This is a genomic window from Streptomyces sp. NPDC041124 (assembly GCF_055592385.1).
The window spans coordinates 76,311-93,919 of the sequence record NZ_JBVIYR010000015.1; the positions used below are offsets into that span (position 1 = coordinate 76,311).

At 72.9% G+C, this 17,609-nt stretch carries 18 protein-coding genes, 1 tRNA gene and 1 pseudogene; 3 read left to right on the forward strand and 17 right to left on the reverse strand.

The window, feature by feature from the left end; all coding sequences use genetic code 11:
• Nucleotides 1-10: 10 nt before the first annotated feature.
• On the reverse strand, nucleotides 11-1,252 hold the full coding sequence (locus ACZ6A9_RS31190; protein WP_468992473.1) for a sensor histidine kinase: 1,242 nt from the start codon (nucleotides 1,250-1,252) through the stop codon (nucleotides 11-13).
• A 283-nt stretch (nucleotides 1,253-1,535) separates the two neighbouring features.
• Nucleotides 1,536-1,609: transfer RNA gene (locus ACZ6A9_RS31195), tRNA-Pro, on the reverse strand.
• A 136-nt stretch (nucleotides 1,610-1,745) separates the two neighbouring features.
• Here ACZ6A9_RS31195 and ACZ6A9_RS31200 point away from each other — a divergent pair.
• The gene (locus tag ACZ6A9_RS31200) at nucleotides 1,746-2,453 is read left to right on the forward strand and encodes a transketolase (protein WP_468992478.1); all 708 of its coding nucleotides are present in this window, start codon (nucleotides 1,746-1,748) and stop codon (nucleotides 2,451-2,453) included.
• A 38-nt stretch (nucleotides 2,454-2,491) separates the two neighbouring features.
• Entirely contained in the window at nucleotides 2,492-3,406 is a 915-nt protein-coding gene (locus ACZ6A9_RS31205; protein ID WP_468992481.1) for a transketolase family protein, read from the forward strand.
• Between the two features lie 149 nt (nucleotides 3,407-3,555).
• On the opposite strand, the gene ACZ6A9_RS31210 is transcribed toward ACZ6A9_RS31205, so the two are convergent.
• The 11 genes from ACZ6A9_RS31210 to ACZ6A9_RS31260 all read right to left on the reverse strand — a co-directional run bounded on the left by ACZ6A9_RS31210 (nucleotide 3,556) and on the right by ACZ6A9_RS31260 (nucleotide 12,459).
• Nucleotides 3,556-3,915, reverse strand: a complete 360-nt coding sequence (locus ACZ6A9_RS31210) for an MmcQ/YjbR family DNA-binding protein (protein WP_468992485.1) — start codon at nucleotides 3,913-3,915, stop codon at nucleotides 3,556-3,558.
• A gap of 30 nt (nucleotides 3,916-3,945) precedes the next feature.
• Nucleotides 3,946-4,455, reverse strand: a complete 510-nt coding sequence (locus ACZ6A9_RS31215) for a GNAT family N-acetyltransferase (protein ID WP_468992595.1) — start codon at nucleotides 4,453-4,455, stop codon at nucleotides 3,946-3,948.
• Nucleotides 4,456-4,484: 29 nt separating this feature from the next.
• Entirely contained in the window at nucleotides 4,485-5,069 is a 585-nt protein-coding gene (locus ACZ6A9_RS31220; RefSeq protein ID WP_468992489.1) for a helix-turn-helix domain-containing protein, read from the reverse strand.
• Between the two features lie 44 nt (nucleotides 5,070-5,113).
• Complete coding sequence (locus ACZ6A9_RS31225; RefSeq protein WP_468992493.1) at nucleotides 5,114-6,019, reverse strand: LysR family transcriptional regulator; 906 nt, start codon at nucleotides 6,017-6,019, stop codon at nucleotides 5,114-5,116.
• Between the two features lie 36 nt (nucleotides 6,020-6,055).
• Entirely contained in the window at nucleotides 6,056-7,255 is a 1,200-nt protein-coding gene (locus ACZ6A9_RS31230; protein ID WP_468992498.1) for a glycine C-acetyltransferase, read from the reverse strand.
• 29 nt (nucleotides 7,256-7,284) lie between these two features.
• On the reverse strand, nucleotides 7,285-8,313 hold the full coding sequence (gene tdh, locus ACZ6A9_RS31235; RefSeq protein ID WP_468992502.1) for an L-threonine 3-dehydrogenase: 1,029 nt from the start codon (nucleotides 8,311-8,313) through the stop codon (nucleotides 7,285-7,287).
• A gap of 155 nt (nucleotides 8,314-8,468) precedes the next feature.
• Nucleotides 8,469-9,071, reverse strand: coding sequence for a GAF domain-containing protein (locus ACZ6A9_RS31240; RefSeq protein WP_468992506.1), 603 nt, complete (start codon nucleotides 9,069-9,071; stop codon nucleotides 8,469-8,471).
• The gene (locus ACZ6A9_RS31245; RefSeq protein ID WP_468992513.1) at nucleotides 9,068-9,760 is read right to left on the reverse strand and encodes a GTP-binding protein; all 693 of its coding nucleotides are present in this window, start codon (nucleotides 9,758-9,760) and stop codon (nucleotides 9,068-9,070) included. Before ACZ6A9_RS31245 ends, ACZ6A9_RS31240 begins: the two co-directional genes overlap by 4 nt.
• Nucleotides 9,738-10,109, reverse strand: coding sequence for a DUF742 domain-containing protein (locus ACZ6A9_RS31250; RefSeq protein ID WP_468992599.1), 372 nt, complete (start codon nucleotides 10,107-10,109; stop codon nucleotides 9,738-9,740). Before ACZ6A9_RS31250 ends, ACZ6A9_RS31245 begins: the two co-directional genes overlap by 23 nt.
• Nucleotides 10,110-10,111: 2 nt before the next feature.
• Entirely contained in the window at nucleotides 10,112-10,546 is a 435-nt protein-coding gene (locus ACZ6A9_RS31255) for a roadblock/LC7 domain-containing protein (RefSeq protein ID WP_468992516.1), read from the reverse strand.
• Between the two features lie 56 nt (nucleotides 10,547-10,602).
• On the reverse strand, nucleotides 10,603-12,459 hold the full coding sequence (locus tag ACZ6A9_RS31260) for a sensor histidine kinase (protein ID WP_468992518.1): 1,857 nt from the start codon (nucleotides 12,457-12,459) through the stop codon (nucleotides 10,603-10,605).
• Between the two features lie 880 nt (nucleotides 12,460-13,339).
• On the opposite strand from ACZ6A9_RS31260, the gene ACZ6A9_RS31265 reads away from it, so the two are divergent.
• The gene (locus ACZ6A9_RS31265) at nucleotides 13,340-13,669 is read left to right on the forward strand and encodes a GNAT family N-acetyltransferase (RefSeq protein WP_468992521.1); all 330 of its coding nucleotides are present in this window, start codon (nucleotides 13,340-13,342) and stop codon (nucleotides 13,667-13,669) included.
• 221 nt (nucleotides 13,670-13,890) lie between these two features.
• On the opposite strand, the gene ACZ6A9_RS31270 is transcribed toward ACZ6A9_RS31265, so the two are convergent.
• The 4 genes and pseudogenes from ACZ6A9_RS31270 to ACZ6A9_RS31285 form a co-directional block, all read right to left on the reverse strand.
• A complete protein-coding gene (locus tag ACZ6A9_RS31270; RefSeq protein WP_468992525.1) occupies nucleotides 13,891-14,499 on the reverse strand; it encodes a hypothetical protein in 609 nt (202 codons plus the stop codon).
• A 521-nt stretch (nucleotides 14,500-15,020) separates the two neighbouring features.
• Entirely contained in the window at nucleotides 15,021-16,136 is a 1,116-nt protein-coding gene (locus tag ACZ6A9_RS31275; RefSeq protein WP_468992603.1) for an MBL fold metallo-hydrolase, read from the reverse strand.
• 147 nt (nucleotides 16,137-16,283) lie between these two features.
• A pseudogene (locus ACZ6A9_RS31280) lies at nucleotides 16,284-16,741 on the reverse strand (GNAT family N-acetyltransferase).
• 25 nt (nucleotides 16,742-16,766) lie between these two features.
• The gene (locus ACZ6A9_RS31285; protein ID WP_468992529.1) at nucleotides 16,767-17,552 is read right to left on the reverse strand and encodes an SGNH/GDSL hydrolase family protein; all 786 of its coding nucleotides are present in this window, start codon (nucleotides 17,550-17,552) and stop codon (nucleotides 16,767-16,769) included.
• Nucleotides 17,553-17,609: the final 57 nt, after the last annotated feature.

A 17,609-nucleotide genomic window follows, 5' to 3' on the forward strand; every position in this document is an offset into this window, starting at 1 on the left:
ATCGATTCCCTCACTTCCCGGCGGCCGGCACCGCGGTGGGCAGGGTGAGGCACACCCGGAAGCCACCGTCGGCGCACGGACCGACGTCCAGCGTGCCGCCGTAGAGCCTGGCGCGTTCACGCATGCCGATCAAGCCGTGTCCGGACGACGGCGTGACGTTGGCCGGATGCGATCGCTCCCGCCGCCCGTCGTCCCGTCCGTCGTCGGTGACCGTGACGGTCAGTTCCCGGGGGCCGTACGCGACGACGACGGTGGCGTCGGCCCGCCGGGCGTGCTTGATCACGTTGGTCAGGGCCTCCTGCACCACCCGGTAGGCGCACAGTTCGATACCGGGCGCCAAGGGCCGGGGAGTTCCCTCCGTGCGCAGGGTCACGGGAACGCCCGCGGCCCTGACCCGTCCGGCCATCTCCTCCATGCGGGACAGACCGGGCATCGGCGCGTACGGCGCCGCCCCGGCGTCCGCGCCGCCCGGGCCGTCCGGTTCCCCGCCCGTGTCGTCCTCGGGGCCGGTGCGCAGCAGCGTCAGCATGCGGCGCAGTTCGCCGAGACCCTCCCGGCTGGTTTCGCTGATGGTGCGCAGGGCCGTGCGGGCGGTCTCGGGCTGGGAGTCGAACACGTAATGCGCCAGCCCGCCCTGCACGTTGATCACCGACATGTGGTGGGCGACCACGTCGTGCAGTTCGCGGGCGATCCGCCGCTGCTCCTCGGCGACGGCGCGGCGCATGCGGTCCCGCTGCTCACGGCGCAGCTGTTCGGTGAGCTCGGCGAGCCGGTCGGCCCGGTGGGCGGAGATCCGGGCGGCGACGCCGGCCCGGCAGCCGACGGCCGGGAAGACCACCGCCTGGGCGATGACGGCGGGCGTGGCCTGTCCGGCCCGCCAGCCCGCGTACATCCACACGACACCCACCAGCACCATGCACACCAGCGCGGGGCACAGGGGCCGCAGCGCGGCGACCGTGTACAGGGCGAAGAAGGGGCCCATGGAGTTCACGACGGGCCAGTAGTCGAGGCCGATGAACAGTGCCCACGCCGCGGCGCTCGCCAGGAAGACGGTGAGCGGGACGCGTCTGCGCACCGCCAGCGGTGCGTTGACCAGACAGGTGAGGGCGACGCCGAGGCCGTCCTGCGCCTGCCAGCCCGACCCCCGTTCGGGCTCGCGGCCGAGCAGGACGGCCACGACGGTGAAGGCCACCGCGATCAGGGCGTCCAGCCACACGTCACGTCGTTCGATCAGGCGTTTGATCCAGCGCACGGGCGCAGCGTACGGCCGTGACGGTGCCCCGGTCTCCGGTTCCCGGCCACCGGGGCACCTCCCCCGTCCGTCCTCACGAGGTGCCCCCCTCGACACCTGACGGTAGGCGGGTGGCGGCGACGGATCGTCAGCCCGGAGGATGACGGCCGGGGTAAACCCTGGCGGTACTCCGGCGGGGTGGGTGGCGAGCGCCGGCGGGCGGGCCCGTCCCTTCCTCGCGGGGAAACGACGAGAAGGCCGCCTCGGGTTTCCCCGATGCGACCTCCGACTGCCTCGCGACAAGTCGGGACGACAGGATTTGAACCTGCGACCCCTTGACCCCCAGTCAAGTGCGCTACCAAGCTGCGCCACGTCCCGTTGCCCGCCTGACCTGGGGATTCCCCCGGCCGAACGCGCACGGAAACCATACCGCACTCGGGGCGGTGATCGCGCATCCGTTTATCACCGGCCGACGCTTGACCTGAAGTTAAGTTGAGGTTGAACGATGGGACGCATGACGATCACCGAGGAACACGCACACGCGTACGGATTCACCGATCTGCCGGCCCTGATGGGACTGATGACCGGTGACGAGAAGCACGGCCCGGCCGCGACGTCGACACTGGACGTGCTGTGGGTGCTGTACCACCGGGTACTGCGGGTCGGGCCGGAGCGGACGGACGATCCCGGGCGGGACCGGTTCCTGCTGTCGAAGGGCCATGGCCCGATGGCGTACTACGCGGTGCTGGCCGCCAAGGGCTTCGTGCCGGTGGACTGGCTGCCGGGGTTCGGCTCGTACGACTCCCCGCTCGGGCACCACCCCGACCGGGTGCTCGTGCCGGGGGCGGAGATCGGCAGCGGGTCGCTGGGTCACGGACTCCCCATCGCGGTGGGCACGGCGCTCGGCCTGCGCGCGCAAGGGCTCGACGAGCCGCGGGTGTGGGCGCTGGTCGGGGACGCCGAGCTGGACGAGGGCAGCAACCACGAGGCGATCGCCTTCGCCGGGCCCGCCGGCCTGGACCGGCTGCACACCGTGGTCGTCGACAACTCCTCCGCCTCCTACGCCCGGCCCGGCGGGATCGCGGCGCGGTTCGAGGCGGCGGGCTGGTCCGTACTCACGGTCGACGGACGTGACCACGAGGCGCTGTACGCCGCGTTCACCGCCGCGCATCCGGGCCGACCGCACGCGGTCGTGGCCCGGGTCGAGCCGAAGAACGCGTGACCCCCCTCTCGCACTCGTCAAGGAAGGGACCGATCTCCGTGGACAGCATGCGTGATCGTTTCGCCCCCGTCGTCACCCGGCTGCTCGACGAGGACCCGCGGGTCGCGGTGGTGCTCGCCGACATCGGCGTGGCCGACTTCGCCGAGGCACTGCGTCGGCACCCGGACCGGGTCGTCAACCTGGGCATCCGTGAGCAGCTGCTGGTCGGGGCGGCGGCCGGAATGGCGCTGACCGGGCTGCGGCCCGTCGTGCACACCTTCGCGAGCTTCCTGGTCGAGCGACCGTTCGAACAGGTCAAGCTGGATCTGGGGCACCAGGACGCCGGGGCGGTGCTGGTGAGTGCCGCCGCCTCCTTCGACTGGCCCGCCGGCGGCTACACGCACATGGCCCCGGGCGACGTGGCGCTGCTGGACACCCTGGACGGCTGGACCGTGCACGTGCCGGGGCATCCGGACGAGGCCGAGACGTTGCTGCGGCACGCGGTGGCGGCGGGTGACGACAAGGTGTACGTACGCCTGTCGCTGCAGGCCAACGCGTGTGCACTGCCGGTGGACGGGCGCCGGTTCCGCACCGTCCGCGAGGGGCGCTCGGGGGTCGTGGTCGCCGTCGGGCCGATGCTGGACAGCGTGCTCGACGCGACGGAGGGCCTGGACGTCACCGTGCTCCACGCCACCACCGTGCGGCCCTTCGACGCGGCCGGCCTGCGCCGTGCCACCGGGACGGCGGGGACCGACGTCGTGCTCGTCGAGCCGTATCTGGCGGGTACGTCGACGGCGGCGGCGAACGTCGCACTGTCCGACGTGCCGCACCGGGTGCTGGGGCTGGGGGTGGGCCGGGCCGAGCTGCGGCGGTACGGGCGGATCGACGAGCACGTCGCCGCCCACGGTCTGGACGCCCGGTCGCTGCGGGCACGCATCGGAGCGTTCGTCGGGGCGGTGCCGCAGGGGGCGTGACGGGGTGGGACGGACCGCTCCCGGGGCGGGCGCATCCGGTCTGCCCCCGCCCAGGCGCCGGGCGGCGCCGAGCGCCGACGGCCACCTCGCCGGGACCGGGGGAACGCGGTCCCGTGCCGGCGTGGCCGGGCGGCGGCAGCCCGAGGGCGTCAGTTCGCGGACGGCAGTCCCAGCCGGGGATGGGCCTGCTGGAGGCCGGCCGGAGCGGCCTGCCGCCAGGAGTCGGCGAGGATGTCACGCAGTTCGCCCTCGCCCTCCAGGGCGGCGAGGCGGACCCTGACCCAGGCGAACTGGGCCTCGTGGTCGGCGATCCAGAACTTCTCCGGTTCGGCGAGGGCCAGCTCGTCGCGCTCCTCCTTGGGGCAGCGCACGGCGATGGAGGTCTCCTCCTCGGGCAGGGTGGCGAACATCTTCCCCGCGACCCGGAACGTGGGCATGCTCCAGGCGATCTTCTCCGTCGTGTCCGGCAGGGAGAGGGCGATCCGTCGTACGTCTTCGGCATCCGGCATGGCAGGCACCGTAGCGGCCCGCACTGACATTCACCCGGTGGCCGGTGTCGCGGCCCCCGGCAGGCGCTTGTAGTAGATCGTCGTCGGCCGCAGCACCCCGGCCGGGTCGGCCGCGTAGTCCGGTATGGCGCCGATCGCGGTCCAGCCGGTGGAGCGGTAGAGGCGCTCGGCGGGACTGCCGGTCTCGGTGTCCAGGTGCAGCAGGGTGATCCCCCGCGCGGTGGCCTCCTCCTCCGCGACGGCCAGCAGCGCCCGTCCCAGACCCCGGCCGCGGGCCGTACGGCGCACCATCAGCTTCACCAGTTCGGCGCGGTGGGTGCTGTTGGGCTTGTCGGGGAGGGCGAGGCTCACGGTCCCGAGCACCCGGCCGGGTTCCTCGTGCGCCACCCAGACGAGGAGGCGCCCGGCGGCGACGGCCGTGGACCGTTCCCGCCACCAGGCGACCGCCTCAGCGCGGTCGAGCGGGGCCAGGAAGCCCACGGAGGCGCCACCCTCCACGGTGTCGGTCAGCAGATCGGCCAACGCCGCGGCCATGGACATCAGGTGCGCGGCGTCGGTGCGGACGGTGTTCACGGCCTGACCACCGCCAGCACGTAGCGCACGTCACCGGGGCCGGGGCAGCGGAACCGGGTCGGGCCCCAGACCCGCAGCCGGAGACAGTCGCCGTCGACGAGGTGGTGCTCGACGTCCTCGGCCGTCACGCAGAGGGCACCCGCCAGGACCCAGATGTGCTGTTCCAGGCCCGGCACGGGCGGCCGGTCGTAGGCGATGTCGGCGCCGGCGGCGAGGCGCCCCTCGACGAGTTCGCCGCGCAGTCCGCCGTGCGGCGGGGAGACCGAACGGCGGACGAATCCGGAGGCCCGGTCCTCCCACACCCCCTGGTCGGCGGCTCGCACCACGGGCGCGGGTGCCGTCTCGATCTCGCTGAGCAGCTGGGACATGGTCCGGCCGTAGACGGCGCACAGGCGGTTGAGCAGGGCGGCGGTGGGACTGGTCTCCGCCCGCTCCGCCCGGGAGAGGGTGGACCGGCTGATGCCGGTGCGCTCCGCCAGCTCACCCAGGGACCAGCCGTGTTCGGCACGGAGCGCGGCCAGTCGTGAGCCGAGCCGGACGTCGAGGGGGTCCGGGGCGGCCCCCGGCTCTTCCTGTTTCACATCTGGGACGGTATCCCGGATGCGAGACGCACGGAAGGGGCCTCCTACGCTTCCTCGCCCGCCGCGCGGAGCGCGTCGAGAACCGGCCGGATCAGCGGGTGCGCCTCCGCGCCCCGGCGCACGGCGGCGAAGACCCGGCGGGTCGGGGCCACGCCGTCGACCGGGCGGACGACCACGCCCGCGAGATCCGTGCCGCGCAGCGCCGAGCGGGGCACCAGGGCGACGCCCGCGTCCGCGGACGCGAGGGCGACCACCGCCCGGAAGTCGTCCGAGGAGTGCTCCAGGCGGGGCTGGAAGCCGGCGCTCTCGCAGGCGAGGACCACCACGTCGTGGCACGGGTTGCCGGGGTACGGGCCGATCCAGGGGTCCTTGGCCAGTTCGGCGAGCGGCACCTCGGACGCGTCGGCCAGGCGGTGGGTGACGGGGACGACCGCGTCGAAGGGCTCGGCGTACAGCGGTACGTGGGTCAGCCGCGGGTCGTCGGCGGGAGGTGCCCCGCGGTACTCGACCGCCACGGCGACGTCGACCTGCCGGTCGAGGACCATCGGCAGGCTGGCGTCCCCCTCGGCGTCCTGCACCCGGATGCGGATGCCGGGCGCCGATCCGGCCAGGCGGGCCACCGCGGGGGCGACGACCCGGGCGATCCCGGTGGCGAAGGCGGCGACCGTGACGGTGCCGGCCTCCCCCGAGCCGTAGGCGGCCAGCTCGGCCTCCGCCCGCTCCAGCTGGGCCAGGACGGCGTTGGTGTGGCCGAGCAGGATCTCGCCGGCCGGGGTGAGGCGTACGCCCTTGGCGCCCCGCTCGACGAGGCGGTGGCCGGTCTCCTGCTCGAGGGCGGCGAGTTGCTGGGAGACGGCCGAGGGGGTCAGGTACAGCGCGGCGGCCGCCGCCGTGACCGTGCGGTGGTCCGCCACCGCACGGAGGATGTGGAGCCGCCGCGCCTCGATCATGCAGGCGATTGTCTCAAATCGCTCGGTGTGCTCCGCTCAGGCGGCGAGCTCCGCCCGGGCCGCCACGAAGGCGTCCACCGCGCGGTTCACGTCGTCGGTGGAGTGCGCCGCGGACAGCTGGACGCGGATGCGGGCCTGGCCCTGCGGCACCACCGGGTAGGAGAAGCCGATCACGTACACCCCGCGCTCCAGCAGCAGCTCCGCCATGCGGCCCGCCTCCGACGCGTCGCCGATCATCACCGGGGCGATGGCGTGGTCGCCGGGGAGGATGTCGAAGCCCTCCTCGGTCATCCGGCGGCGGAACAGGGCGGTGTTCTCGGCGAGCCGGACGCGCAGGTCGTCGGCGGACTCCAGCAGGTCGAGGACCTTGAGGGAGGCGGCGGCGATCACCGGGGCGAGCGTGTTGGAGAACAGGTACGGGCGGGAGCGCTGGCGCAGCAGGGCGACGATCTCCGCGCGGGCGGCGACGTAGCCGCCGGAGGCGCCGCCGAGGGCCTTGCCGAGGGTGCCGGTGATGATGTCGACGCGGTCCATGACGCCGTGGAGTTCGGGCGTTCCGCGCCCGCCGGGGCCGACGAAGCCGACGGCGTGCGAGTCGTCGACCATGACCATGGCGCCGTGCCGGTCGGCCAGGTCGCAGATCTCCTCCAGCGGGGCGACGTAGCCGTCCATGGAGAACACGCCGTCGGTGACGATCAGCGTGCGGCGCGCACCGCCCTCCGCGGCCTCCTTGAGCTGCCGCTCCAGGTCGGCCATGTCGCGGTTGGCGTAGCGGAAGCGGCGGGCCTTGGACAGCCGGATGCCGTCGATGATCGAGGCGTGGTTGAGGGCGTCGGAGATCACCGCGTCCTCGGGGCCGAGCAGCGTCTCGAAGACACCGCCGTTGGCGTCGAAGCAGGAGGAGTAGAGGATCGTGTCCTCCTGGCCGAGGAACGCCGACAGCCGCGCCTCCAGCTCCTTGTGCACCTCCTGGGTGCCGCAGATGAAGCGGACGGAGGCCATGCCGTAGCCCCAGCGGTCGAGGGCCTCGTGGGCGGCGGCGACCACCTCGGGGTGGTCGGCGAGGCCCAGGTAGTTGTTGGCGCAGAAGTTGAGGACCTCGCCGGGGCGGCCGCCGGCCGTGACGTTCACGGTGGCGGACTGCGGGGTGCCGATGACGCGCTCGGGCTTGTGCAGGCCGGCGGCGCGGATCTCGTCGAGGGTGGCGCGCAGGTCGTCGCGCACGGAGTCGAACATGTCGGGAAGCTCCTTGGGGGGCGGAGGACTTACGCGGTCCAGTCGAGGATGATCTTGCCGCCCTTGCCGGCGGCCGCGTCCTCGAAGGCGGCGTCGAAGTCGCGGTAGGAGTAGCGGCCGGTGATCACCGGGGCGAGGTCGAGCCCGCCCTCGAGCAGCACCGACATGGCGTACCAGGTCTCGAACATCTCCCGGCCGTAGATGCCCTTGATGGTGATCATCGAGGTGACGATCTTCGACCAGTCGACCGGGAACTCCTCGGCGGGCAGGCCGAGCATCGCGATGCGGCCGCCGTGCGTCATGTTGTCGATCATGTCGCGCACGGCCTCGGGGCGGCCGGACATCTCCAGGCCGATGTCGAAGCCCTCGCGCAGGCCGAGGGTGTGCTGTCCGTCCGCGATCGTCGTCTCGGCGACGTTGAGCGCGAGGGTCGCGCCGATCTTGCGGGCGAGTTCCAGGCGCTCCTCGCTGACGTCGGTGATCACCACGTTGCGGGCGCCGGCGTGCCGGGCCACGGCGGCGGCCATGAGGCCGATCGGGCCGGCGCCGGTGATCAGGACGTCCTCGCCGACCAGCGGAAAGGACAGCGCGGTGTGCACGGCGTTGCCGAACGGGTCGAAGATCGCGGCGACGTCGAGGTCGACGGGCACCCGGTGCACCCAGACGTTGCCGGCGGGCAGGACGACGTACTCGGCGAAGGCTCCGTCGCGTCCGACGCCGAGGCCGACCGTGGCCCGGCACAGGTGACGGCGGCCCGCCAGGCAGTTGCGGCACTTGCCGCACACCAGGTGGCCCTCGCCGCTCACCCGGTCACCGATGCCGATGTCGGTGACGTCCCGGCCGGTCTCCACGACCTCACCGACGAACTCGTGCCCGAGGACCAGCGGCGTGCTGATCGTCTGCCGGGCCCAGCCGTCCCAGGCCCTGATGTGCAGGTCGGTCCCGCAGATACCGGTGCGCAGCACCTTGATCAGCACGTCGCCGGGTCCGACGGCGGGCTCCGGGACGTCCGCGAGCCACAGTCCGGGCTCCGCCTTCTCCTTGACCAGCGCCTTCAACGCTTCGGCTCCTGAGGGGTGAGTCCCGGCCGCGGGGCATGCCGAACAGGCCCCGGTCCGGGATGAGGAGTGGAATGCACTGCAATCTGCCGTACGACACCCTCACCGGTCCATCGAGGATTTCTTAAGCGCGGCCACAGCTTTGCTTCACGCCGTCACCCCATCGGCGGCGCGGGCGGTCCGTACGGCGGCGGTCCGCCGTCCTCCCGGCCCTCCAGCCGTCGGACGAGGTCGGTGGCCCGCGCCTTGACGGCGTCGAGCCCCGGCCGGCCCCAGGTCCGCGGCCGGACGTCGCTGACCGAGACGGTGCCCAGCACCGTGCCGGTGCTGTCGATGAGCGGGGCGCCCAGGTAGGAGCGGATGCCGAACTCGTCCACCACCGGGTTGCCGGCGAACCTCGGGTAGTCGCTCACGTCCTCCAGCGCCAGTGCCCTGCGCCGGGCCACGACGTGGGGGCAGAAGCCGTGGTCGCGGGGCAGCACCCGGCCCAGCAGGGCGCCGCTGCCGTCGCCGCGGACGGCCGGCGCGATGGCGGGGGTGTGCAGGCCCGCGAAGAACTGCCCCTCCCCGCCAGGGAAGTTGACCATGGCGTACGGCGCTCCGGTGAGCTCCGCGAGTCCGTAGGCGAAGACGTCGAGCGACGGCTCGGGGTGGTCCCCGAGTCCCAGTGCGCGCAGCCTGCGGATGCGGGCCGGCGCCTCCTTGTCCTCGGGGGTGAGCAGCAGACGACCGGCCGGGCGGGGCGGGTCGTAGCTCATGGGCGGCCTCCCGGATCGTGGGCGTGGGTCATGCGGGGACTCCGAGGGTGTGCGGGGGTCACGTGTGGGACGCCGTACCCCGTCGTGGCGGTGGGGGTGTGGACGAGGAGGTGGCGGACGAGGGTCAGCAGGGTCTGGACGCCGGAGCTGGAGGTGCGGGCGTCGCAGCACACGACGGGGACGCCGGCGGGGAGGTCGAGGGCGGCACGCACCTCGCCGGGCTCGTAGCGGAAGGCGCCGTCGAACTCGTTGACGGCGATGACGAATCCGAGGCCGCGCTGCTCGAAGAAGTCGACCGCCGCGAAGCACTCCTCCAGGCGTCGGGTGTCCGCGAGGACGACCGCGCCGAGCGCGCCCTCGCAGAGCTCGTCCCACATGAACCAGAACCGCTCCTGGCCGGGTGTGCCGAACAGGTACAGCACGTGCTCGGCGTCGAGGGTGATGCGGCCGAAGTCCATGGCGACGGTGGTCTCGACCTTGTTCTCGATGCCGTCGAGGTTGTCGGTGGCGGCGCCGACGGTGGTGAGCAGTTCCTCCGTGCTGAGCGGCGCGATCTCGCTGACCGCGCCGACGAACGTCGTCTTGCCCACGCCGAACCCGCCCGCCACCAGGATCTTGAGCGCGGTCGGGAACGGGTCGCCACGGTGGTCCGCACGGGCGGCCCGGTCAGAGCTGTCGTCGTAGTCCATCGAGCACTGCCTCCAGAAGGGCCCGGTCCGTCGGGGTGTGGTGGAACGCGGGGGGTTTGTCGGTCAGCGCCCCGCATTCGACCAGGTCCGCCAGCAGCACCTTGGTGACGGCCACCGGCAGCCCGAGGTGGGCGGCGACCTCGGCGACCGGTACGGGGGCGCGGCACAGGTCGAGGGCTTGTGCGTGCTCGGGGCCGAGGTAGCCGAGGGGGGTGGCGCCGGTGGCTCTGACCTGCGACAGCAGGTCGAGGGCGACGGTGGGGCGGGTCCGGCCGTTGCTGACCGTGAAGGGGCGTACCAGCCGGCCGGCCGCGTCGTCGAGCCACGGCCCGTCGCCGGCCGCCGGCACGTTCAAGGCCTCATCGCCGGCGGTTCGACGCCCTGCTGGCGGGGTGCGGTCGTCAGGTACGGGCGGACGGACTTGACCAGCATCGCCATCTCGTAGCCGAGCACGGCCGCGTCCGCCTCCCGGCCGGCCATCACGGCGAGGCAGGTGCCGGAGCCCGCGGTGGTGACGAACAGCAGCGTCGAGTCGAGTTCGACGACGACCTGGCGGACGTCCCCGCCGTCGCCGAAGCGGACGCCGGCGCTGCGGCCGAGGGAGTACAGGCCGGAGGCGAGGGCCGCCATGTGGTCGGCGCTGTCCGGGTCGAGTCCGTGCACGGACTTCACCAGTCCGTCGCAGGACAGCAGTACGGCACTGTTGGTGTGCGGTACGCGCTGCACGAGGCCGCTCATCAGCCAGTCGAGGTCGGAAACCTGGGCGGTCGGCGCATCGCTCGCCATGGTGGATCGACTCCTTGGGGTACGAAGGTCTGCGGGAGCGCTGGGGGTGGGGGTGGTCATCCGGCGGGTGCGCTCCCCTCCTGCCGGAGGGTGTGTTCACCGCGGGGCGCGGTGGCGGACGGCCGCGGGGCGGCGGGCAGTTGCTGCCGGGATTCGGCCAGGCTGACGCCCCGTTGGAAGGCCGCCATGAGCTGCGGGTCGTGGCCGGCGACGTCCTCGGTGTCCTGGCGGGGCGCGGGGCCGTCGCGCAGTTGGGGCGCGATGTGCTCCTGGGCGCGTCGGCGGGGCAGCCGGGGTCTGCCCATGGTGCCGCGCACCGTGGTGCCGCGCGGGGTGAGGGGCGTGGTTCCGTGGTCGGTGAGGGCGTCCCGGTCACCGGGGTGGACGCCGGGGACGGCCTCGGCCGGGGTGGTGGGGCGCGTCTCGCGGGCGCCGCGCAGGGGCAGCGGCGGGGGGACCGCGCGGGTGTCGCCTGGCGGGGCGGGGGTGTGGGGGCGGGGCGAGGCCGGGACGAGCGGCGCCGCGGATGTGCGGGGGGTCGCGCCGCCCGCCATGACCGGTCCGTCCGCGGGAGCGCCCTGCAGGTGAGGGGCCGTCGGGACGGGGCCGGCGTCGTACGGCTGGGGCGCCGCGGTGTCCTGTCCGCCGGCCAGGACACCGGGTTCCGTGCCGAGCAGTGCCTGGGGCACCACGAGCACGGCCTGGACACCCCCGTAGATGTTGCTCTGGAGGCGGACGTGGATGCCGTGCCGCCTGGCAAGCTGGGAGACCACGTACAGGCCGATGCGGCCGTCGGCCAGCAGGCTGGCGACCTGGACCTGGTCGGGGTCGGTGAGCAGTGCGTTCATCCGGTCCTGCTCGGCGAGGGGCATCCCCAGTCCGCGGTCCTCGACCTCGACGGCGAGCCCGGAGGTGACGAGGCCGGCCCGCAGCAGCACCTGGGTGTGGGGGGCGGAGAACACCGTGGCGTTCTCGACGAGTTCGGCGAGCAGGTGGATGACGTCGGCGACGGCGTGCCCGCGCAGCGTGCCGTCGATCGGCGGGACGAGTTTGACGCGCGAGTACTGCTCGACCTCGGCGATCGCCGAACGCAGGACCTCCGTCATGGAGACCGGGTTGCTCCACTGCCGCCGGGAGACGGCACCGCCGAGCACGGCGAGGTTCTCGGCGTGGCGGCGGATGCGGGTGGCGAGGTGGTCGACGTGGAAGAGGCCCTTGAGCAGGTCGGGGTCCTCCATCTCGTTCTCCAGCTCGTCGAGGATGGAGATCTCGCGGTGCACCAGGGACTGCAGACGCCGCGCGAGGTTGACGAACACCTCGAGTTTCTGTTCGCTGCCGGCCTGGCTGGAGAGCCGGGACGCCTGGACGACGGCGGTGACTGCGCCGTCGTGCGCACGGGTGAGGTCGGCGGCGAGGAGGTCGAACTCGTCCGCTTCCCCGGCCGACCGGGGGCGCCGGGCCGGCGGGGGCGGGGTCTCGCCGGCGCGCAGCGCCTCGACGAGGGCGTGCAGGTCTGCCTCGCGCCGGGCGATGCTCCGGCGCAGGGCGCCGACGCGGTCGCTCACGGTGCGTGCGGCGCGGCCGGCGGCCACGGCGGCGATGACGATGCCGGCGAAGGTCACCGAGGTGGCGCCGCCGAGTACGGCCCACAGGGTGGGGCCGGGCCGCACCCCGGTGGAGCGGACGGTGAAGAGCACGGCGGCGCAGGCGCTGAGCGCCACCGCGACGGGTGGCAGCACGGCGAGGCGCAGGAGCTGGTGCCGCAGGGGTGTCTCGTGCGGTGCGGCGGTGGTGCGGGCGGGCGGCCGTCCGTGCCGTCCGCCCTCGCGCCGGTCCGGCCGGGCCGCCGGAACGGCCCCGCGGGTCCGGGAGTCGCCCGGGTCCGGGCCGTCGCGGTCCGGGACGCGGGCCACGACCGGGGTGCCGACGGGTACTGGTGTGTGGACGGTGCTCCGGACCGCGGCCGGGCCCGGGTGCCGGGGCTCCTGGCCCCGTCGACTCCCTCGTCCGCCTTGTGGCTGCACGTACCGGTCCCCGCTCCCTGATCCCGACTCGTCGACGCGGCCCCCCGGCACGAACGCGCCCTGCGGTGCGAGCCGTCACGCCTGCTGACCGACACTCACCGTAGTCGCCACCGCATCATGTGCGGTGGGCAGTTGACAAACTCGTGCGAGCAGCATCGCGCTCTGGTATGAGGCGTCGTACGACAGACCGATAACCGTTCAACGCGGGGAATCGAGAGCGAACATATGTCGATCAATGCTGGTCACAAGCGCTCGTGACGGATCACGGAGACAGTGGGCGGTCCATGGGGCGGAGCGCGCGGACGGGTGCGCAGACCTTCCGGGGCCGGCTCACAGGGGCTGCCGGCCTCGCCGCCGACCCACTCCGCCCCTCCGGCCAAAACATCACTCTCCGTAGCGGAAGAGTGAGGAGGCCGAAGCGGCTACGAGGCGGTCTTCATGTTCATCGCCGGCACCTGGACCGTCGGCGCCATCGTGCCGGCGCTCTTCGGACCGGCTACCCGCCGCCGGCGCCTGGCCGCCGAAGGCCGGGTCCGGGTCCGGGGCGCGCTCCGTCACCGCGGCCTCCTGACACCGCACCGGCAACCGCGCGGGGTCCGCCGTTCGACGGGCGGGCCCCGCGCCGTCGTCTCCGCGCACGAAGCGCCTCCGGTCACCGGCGGGAGTGCGCGGGGTGGGCCGGCGGCCGTGCGTCCGGAGCGTGGGAGGCACCTGATCGCGGTTACGCTCGATGACGCCCGCCCGTCCCACGAGAACACCGGAGCCGCGCATGCCCGCGCAGAGCCTTCCCGGCGACCGTCGCGTGGACGTCGTCGACGTGGCCGAGGCTTCACGGTTCGAGGTGCGGATGGGCGGCGAGACCGTCGGGTTCGCGGATTACCAGCGTACGGACGCGCTGGTCGTGTACCCCCATACGGTGATCGACCCGGCGTACAACGGCCGGGGACTTGGTTCGGCGCTCGCCCGCGCCGTCCTTGAGGACGCTCGCGAGCGACGACTGCCGGTGCCGGCCACCTGCCCGTTCATCGCGGCCTGGAGGGCACGTCACCCGGAGTGCCAGGCGCTTGCCCACCAGAACCGGAGCAGGGTCACCGACTGAGCCGACACGACGGGTGGCCGTAGGCCTGACGGCTGCCCCTCCCATTCGGTTCCGAGCCGCTCCAAGCCTCCGCACGAGGTCCCGGCAGGGTTCGTCCCCGATCGGCGTCACCGCTCGCCCGTGAACTCCCCCGGCTCCGCCCACGCGTGCGGCGCGGCCGACCGGGTCCGGCGCATGCGTTCTTGGCGTTCCCTCAGGCGGAGACGAGAGGGGACGCCGCCTCAGATGGTCGGGGTGTCGTCCACGACCGGCCTGTGAATCTCAACGACCGGCTTCCACCCCGCGGAGAACTCGATGAAGTCCGCACGGGTGGGGTAGGTGTCGATCGCGCGACGGTCACGCTTGGGGCTGTCGCTCCCCTTGCGCCCCCGGGGGATCTGCTCCTCGAAGATGTCGACCTTCACATCGGGAACCTCCTTGAGGCCCTGGCGCCAGATCTGCACGACGTCGGCGCCGAACGCCTGCCGGGCCGCGGCGTAAAGGGCCGTGAGGGATCCCTTGTCCCCACCGGGGACGAAAAGCGCCAGGTCCAGCACGACACCGGCGGACTGGAGGACCTCGATGGTCACCGAGCCGTTCTCGTCGGCCAGGTAGACCCCGGCTTCGTTCTCGTCGTCGGGAAGGCAGGAGACCTCTTCCTGGAATACGGTTCTCGCCGTGATCGAGCCGCCCTCGAAATCCTCACCGGACTTGGTCAGAAAAGCAGGGACATAGCAGTCGGGAAGTTTGAGTTCCGCCGTGTCGGCGGAAACGAAGAGCCTGTCCTTCACGCCAAGCTTCGTCACCTCTTCCAGCGAGAGGCGGCGAGCGGCGATCTTCTCCGTGTTCACGTCTTCCCTTTCAGGTTGCACTGTCCCTTGGGGCAAGGACGCTACCACGAAACCCCGAGGTCAACTGCCCAGTAATCCATGGGTAAATGGCCCTCGATGACCTGCACGGGAGAATGCTGAAGCGAGTGCCACTCGGTCGGGAACACGCAGCCGCCGGACAGTATCCCCCGTCAGGGTGTTGAGGTTCAACTGACCCTGCGTCCCGGTGCGTTGGACAGCACGGGGGAACCAAAAGAGAGTTCACGCCAGATATCACCCATATCGCCTTCATGGAGCTGGCGGCCAGGTGCGGCGATCCATACGTCGTGCATCTCGAAGAGCGCAGCGGCAACCAACCGGAGAGTCGGATCCGCGGGGATTACGGCACCCTCCGAGCCGAGGGCACTGGACTGTCGAGGTCCTGCACCACGTCAGGGACGTCACCTTCGCGGAGGACTCCTCCCAGCCGCCCTGCTCGGGCTCACATGATGACAACGGACGACATCGAACGACGCCGAAGCCCTGCTCGTCCCCGACCGGCGTCACCGCTCGCCCGCGAGGCCGAGATCCCCCTCCCTCGCCCCGGCCACGCCCTCCGTGCCCCGGGGACGCCGCCGCCAGGGGTGTGCGATCGGACCGGAGACCGCCCGCCACCACGGCTCGACCGGCACCTTCCCCGTCGCCTCGAACGGCTCTCCCGGTCGCGGGAACGCCGCCGCCTGCCCGGCCTCCTCCGCGGCGTCCTTCGTCCACTCCCCCGGCTCCGCCCACGCGTGCGGCGCCAGGTTGAAGGTGCCCCAGTGGATGGGGAGCAGGACACCGGCCGGTGCGCCGCCCTGGAGGTCGAGGTGTGACCGTACGCCTTCCTCGGGCGTCATGTGGATGTCGGGCCAGAAGTCCGAGTACGCGCCGATCTGGATCATCGTGGCGTCGAACGGGCCGTGGGCGGCGCCGATCTTCTCGAAGCCGTCGAAGTAGCCGGTGTCACCGCTGTGGTAGACGCGGTGTTCCCCGCCGGTGACGACCCAGGAGGCCCAGAGGGTGTGCTGGGTGCTGCGCAGGCCGCGGCCGCAGAAGTGGCGGGCCGGGGTGGCGGTGAGGGTGAGTCCGCCGACCTTCGTCGCCTCGTGCCAGTCCAGCTCGCGCAGCCGGTCCGCCGGCACACCCCAGTGCTCCAGGTGCGCGCCCACGCCAAGGGGTACGGCGAACAGTGTGTCCGTGCCGGCCAGCGCCTTGATCGTGGGCAGGTCCAGGTGGTCGTAGTGGTCGTGGGAGATGACGACCACGTCGACCGGACCGAGCGCCGCCAGCGGGAGAGGTACCGGGTGCAGCCGCCCGGGACCGGCGAAGGGGAAGGGGGAGCAGCGTGCGCCCCAGACGGGGTCGAACAGGACGCGGTGGCCGTCGATCTCCGCGAGGACCGAGGAGTGGCCCATCCAGGTCAGGCGGAGGCCCGTGGCGGGCGGGCGGGAGATGTCGGCGAGGGTGGTGGGGTGCACCGGGATGTCGCCCCGCGGGGCGCGGCGGGAGCGGCTGTCCTTGTCGAAGTACACCTTCGCCAGGTCACGCGCCGAGCCCGAGGGGCGGGTCCGGGCGGGGCCGCCCGGGTTCTGGAACACGCCGTCCTCGAAGTGCGGGGACCGGCGGATGCGGGCCATGCGCTCGCCGCCGGGGTCCGCGCCGAAGCCGGTGGGCCGCAGGGCGCGGAGCCCGGGGCTGCGGAAAGGGGAACCGGCCACGGTACCTCCAGGTGGAGTCGTTCAGGCATTCCATTATGTGGGGCGGGTACGACACCGTGGTGCCGGTCACGGCCGACGGCTCCGGCTCGGCTCGCGCACCATGAACACGTCCACCGGGCCCTCGGTCTCGACGGTGAATCCATGCCGCTCGTACAGCCGCCGGGCCGGGCTGCCGCGCAGCACGTCGAGCCGGACGACGGCGCCCTCGCGGTCGCACCGCTCCAGCAGTGCGCGCAGCACGCCCGAGCCGATGCCGCCGCCCTGCAGCGCGGGGTCCAGGTAGAAGTGCTCCAGCCAGTGGCAGTGCCCGGCGGGGCGCAGGGCCACGCAGCCGGCGAAGGCGCCGCCCGCCTCGATCACCCGGGGGTGGGCGGGATCGAACCCGTCACGCAGCCGCTCGCGCACCCGCCGGGCGTCGTACCGGCCGAGCCGTTCCAGATCCGGGCGCGGCGCACGACCGCGCGCAGCTCCGCCACCGGCTCGACGTCCGCCGCGGTCGCCGGCCGCGTGCCCCAGTCCCCCATGATCGGCACGCTACCGCGCAAAGTCTCACGCCACGGCGGCGATCCGCACCTTGATGTCGTCCGGTGACAGCGGGCCCTTGGCGATCACGTGGTCGCCGGAGGACTCGCCGCGCAGCCGCCGGCCGATCCACGGCACCAGGTACTCACGGGCCCACTGGACGTTGTCCCGGCGGACCTCCAGGGCGCCGCGGGGCGGCAGTTGCGGCCAGGGCTGTTCCGGGTCGGCGGGGACGTCCAGGCCGAGGGCGAGTCCCGCGCGGAGCGCCACACGGGTGTGTCCCTCGGGCGACAGGTGCAGCCGGTCGGCGTCCCAGGCCCTGCGGTCCTGGACGCTCCTGAGGGACCACAGGTCCAGCACCGGGCAGCCGTAGCGGTCGGCGACGGCCCGCACGTGCCCGTTGTAGGTGGCGATCTTGCCGCGCAGGTGCTTCAGGACGGGGACACCGCGGGTGTCGAACCCGGTCGTCACCAGCACGGTGCCGGACACGGCCGTGAGCGCGGCGATCGCCCGCTCGAAACGCTCGGCCACCTCGTCGGGGTCGGAGCCCGGACGCAGGATGTCGTTGCCGCCCGCGCAGAAGGAGACCAGATCGGGGGCGAGTTCCACGGCTCTCGGGAGCTGGTCCGCCACGATCTGGTCCAACAGCTTTCCGCGCACGGCGAGATTGCTGTACTCGAAGGCTCCCTCGGGCCGGAGGTCTGCTAGGAGGACGGCGAACCGGTCGGCCCAGCCGACGAACGCCCCGTCGGGGCCGGGGTCGCCGACGCCCTCGGTGAAACTGTCCCCCACCGCCACGTACGACCCGATCACTCTTCTGCTCTCATTCCTCGAATCGTCTGCCACAGCAGGCCATGATTCACCTTTCGA

What these genes read in the sequence shown, in the direction of transcription:
- ACZ6A9_RS31265 (WP_468992521.1), top strand. Translation starts at nt 13,340, where the DNA reads ATGCCCGCGCAGAGCCTTCCCGGCGACCGTCGCGTGGACGTCGTCGAC.
- ACZ6A9_RS31215 (WP_468992595.1), bottom strand. Translation starts at nt 4,455, where the DNA reads ATGTCCATGGCCGCGGCGTTGGCCGATCTGCTGACCGACACCGTGGAG.
- ACZ6A9_RS31200 (WP_468992478.1), top strand. Translation starts at nt 1,746, where the DNA reads ATGACGATCACCGAGGAACACGCACACGCGTACGGATTCACCGATCTG.
- ACZ6A9_RS31225 (WP_468992493.1), bottom strand. Translation starts at nt 6,019, where the DNA reads ATGATCGAGGCGCGGCGGCTCCACATCCTCCGTGCGGTGGCGGACCAC.
- ACZ6A9_RS31245 (WP_468992513.1), bottom strand. Translation starts at nt 9,760, where the DNA reads ATGGACTACGACGACAGCTCTGACCGGGCCGCCCGTGCGGACCACCGT.
- ACZ6A9_RS31230 (WP_468992498.1), bottom strand. Translation starts at nt 7,255, where the DNA reads ATGTTCGACTCCGTGCGCGACGACCTGCGCGCCACCCTCGACGAGATC.
- ACZ6A9_RS31275 (WP_468992603.1), bottom strand. Translation starts at nt 16,136, where the DNA reads ATGGCCCGCATCCGCCGGTCCCCGCACTTCGAGGACGGCGTGTTCCAG.
- ACZ6A9_RS31255 (WP_468992516.1), bottom strand. Translation starts at nt 10,546, where the DNA reads ATGGCGAGCGATGCGCCGACCGCCCAGGTTTCCGACCTCGACTGGCTG.
- ACZ6A9_RS31240 (WP_468992506.1), bottom strand. Translation starts at nt 9,071, where the DNA reads ATGAGCTACGACCCGCCCCGCCCGGCCGGTCGTCTGCTGCTCACCCCC.
- ACZ6A9_RS31210 (WP_468992485.1), bottom strand. Translation starts at nt 3,915, where the DNA reads ATGCCGGATGCCGAAGACGTACGACGGATCGCCCTCTCCCTGCCGGAC.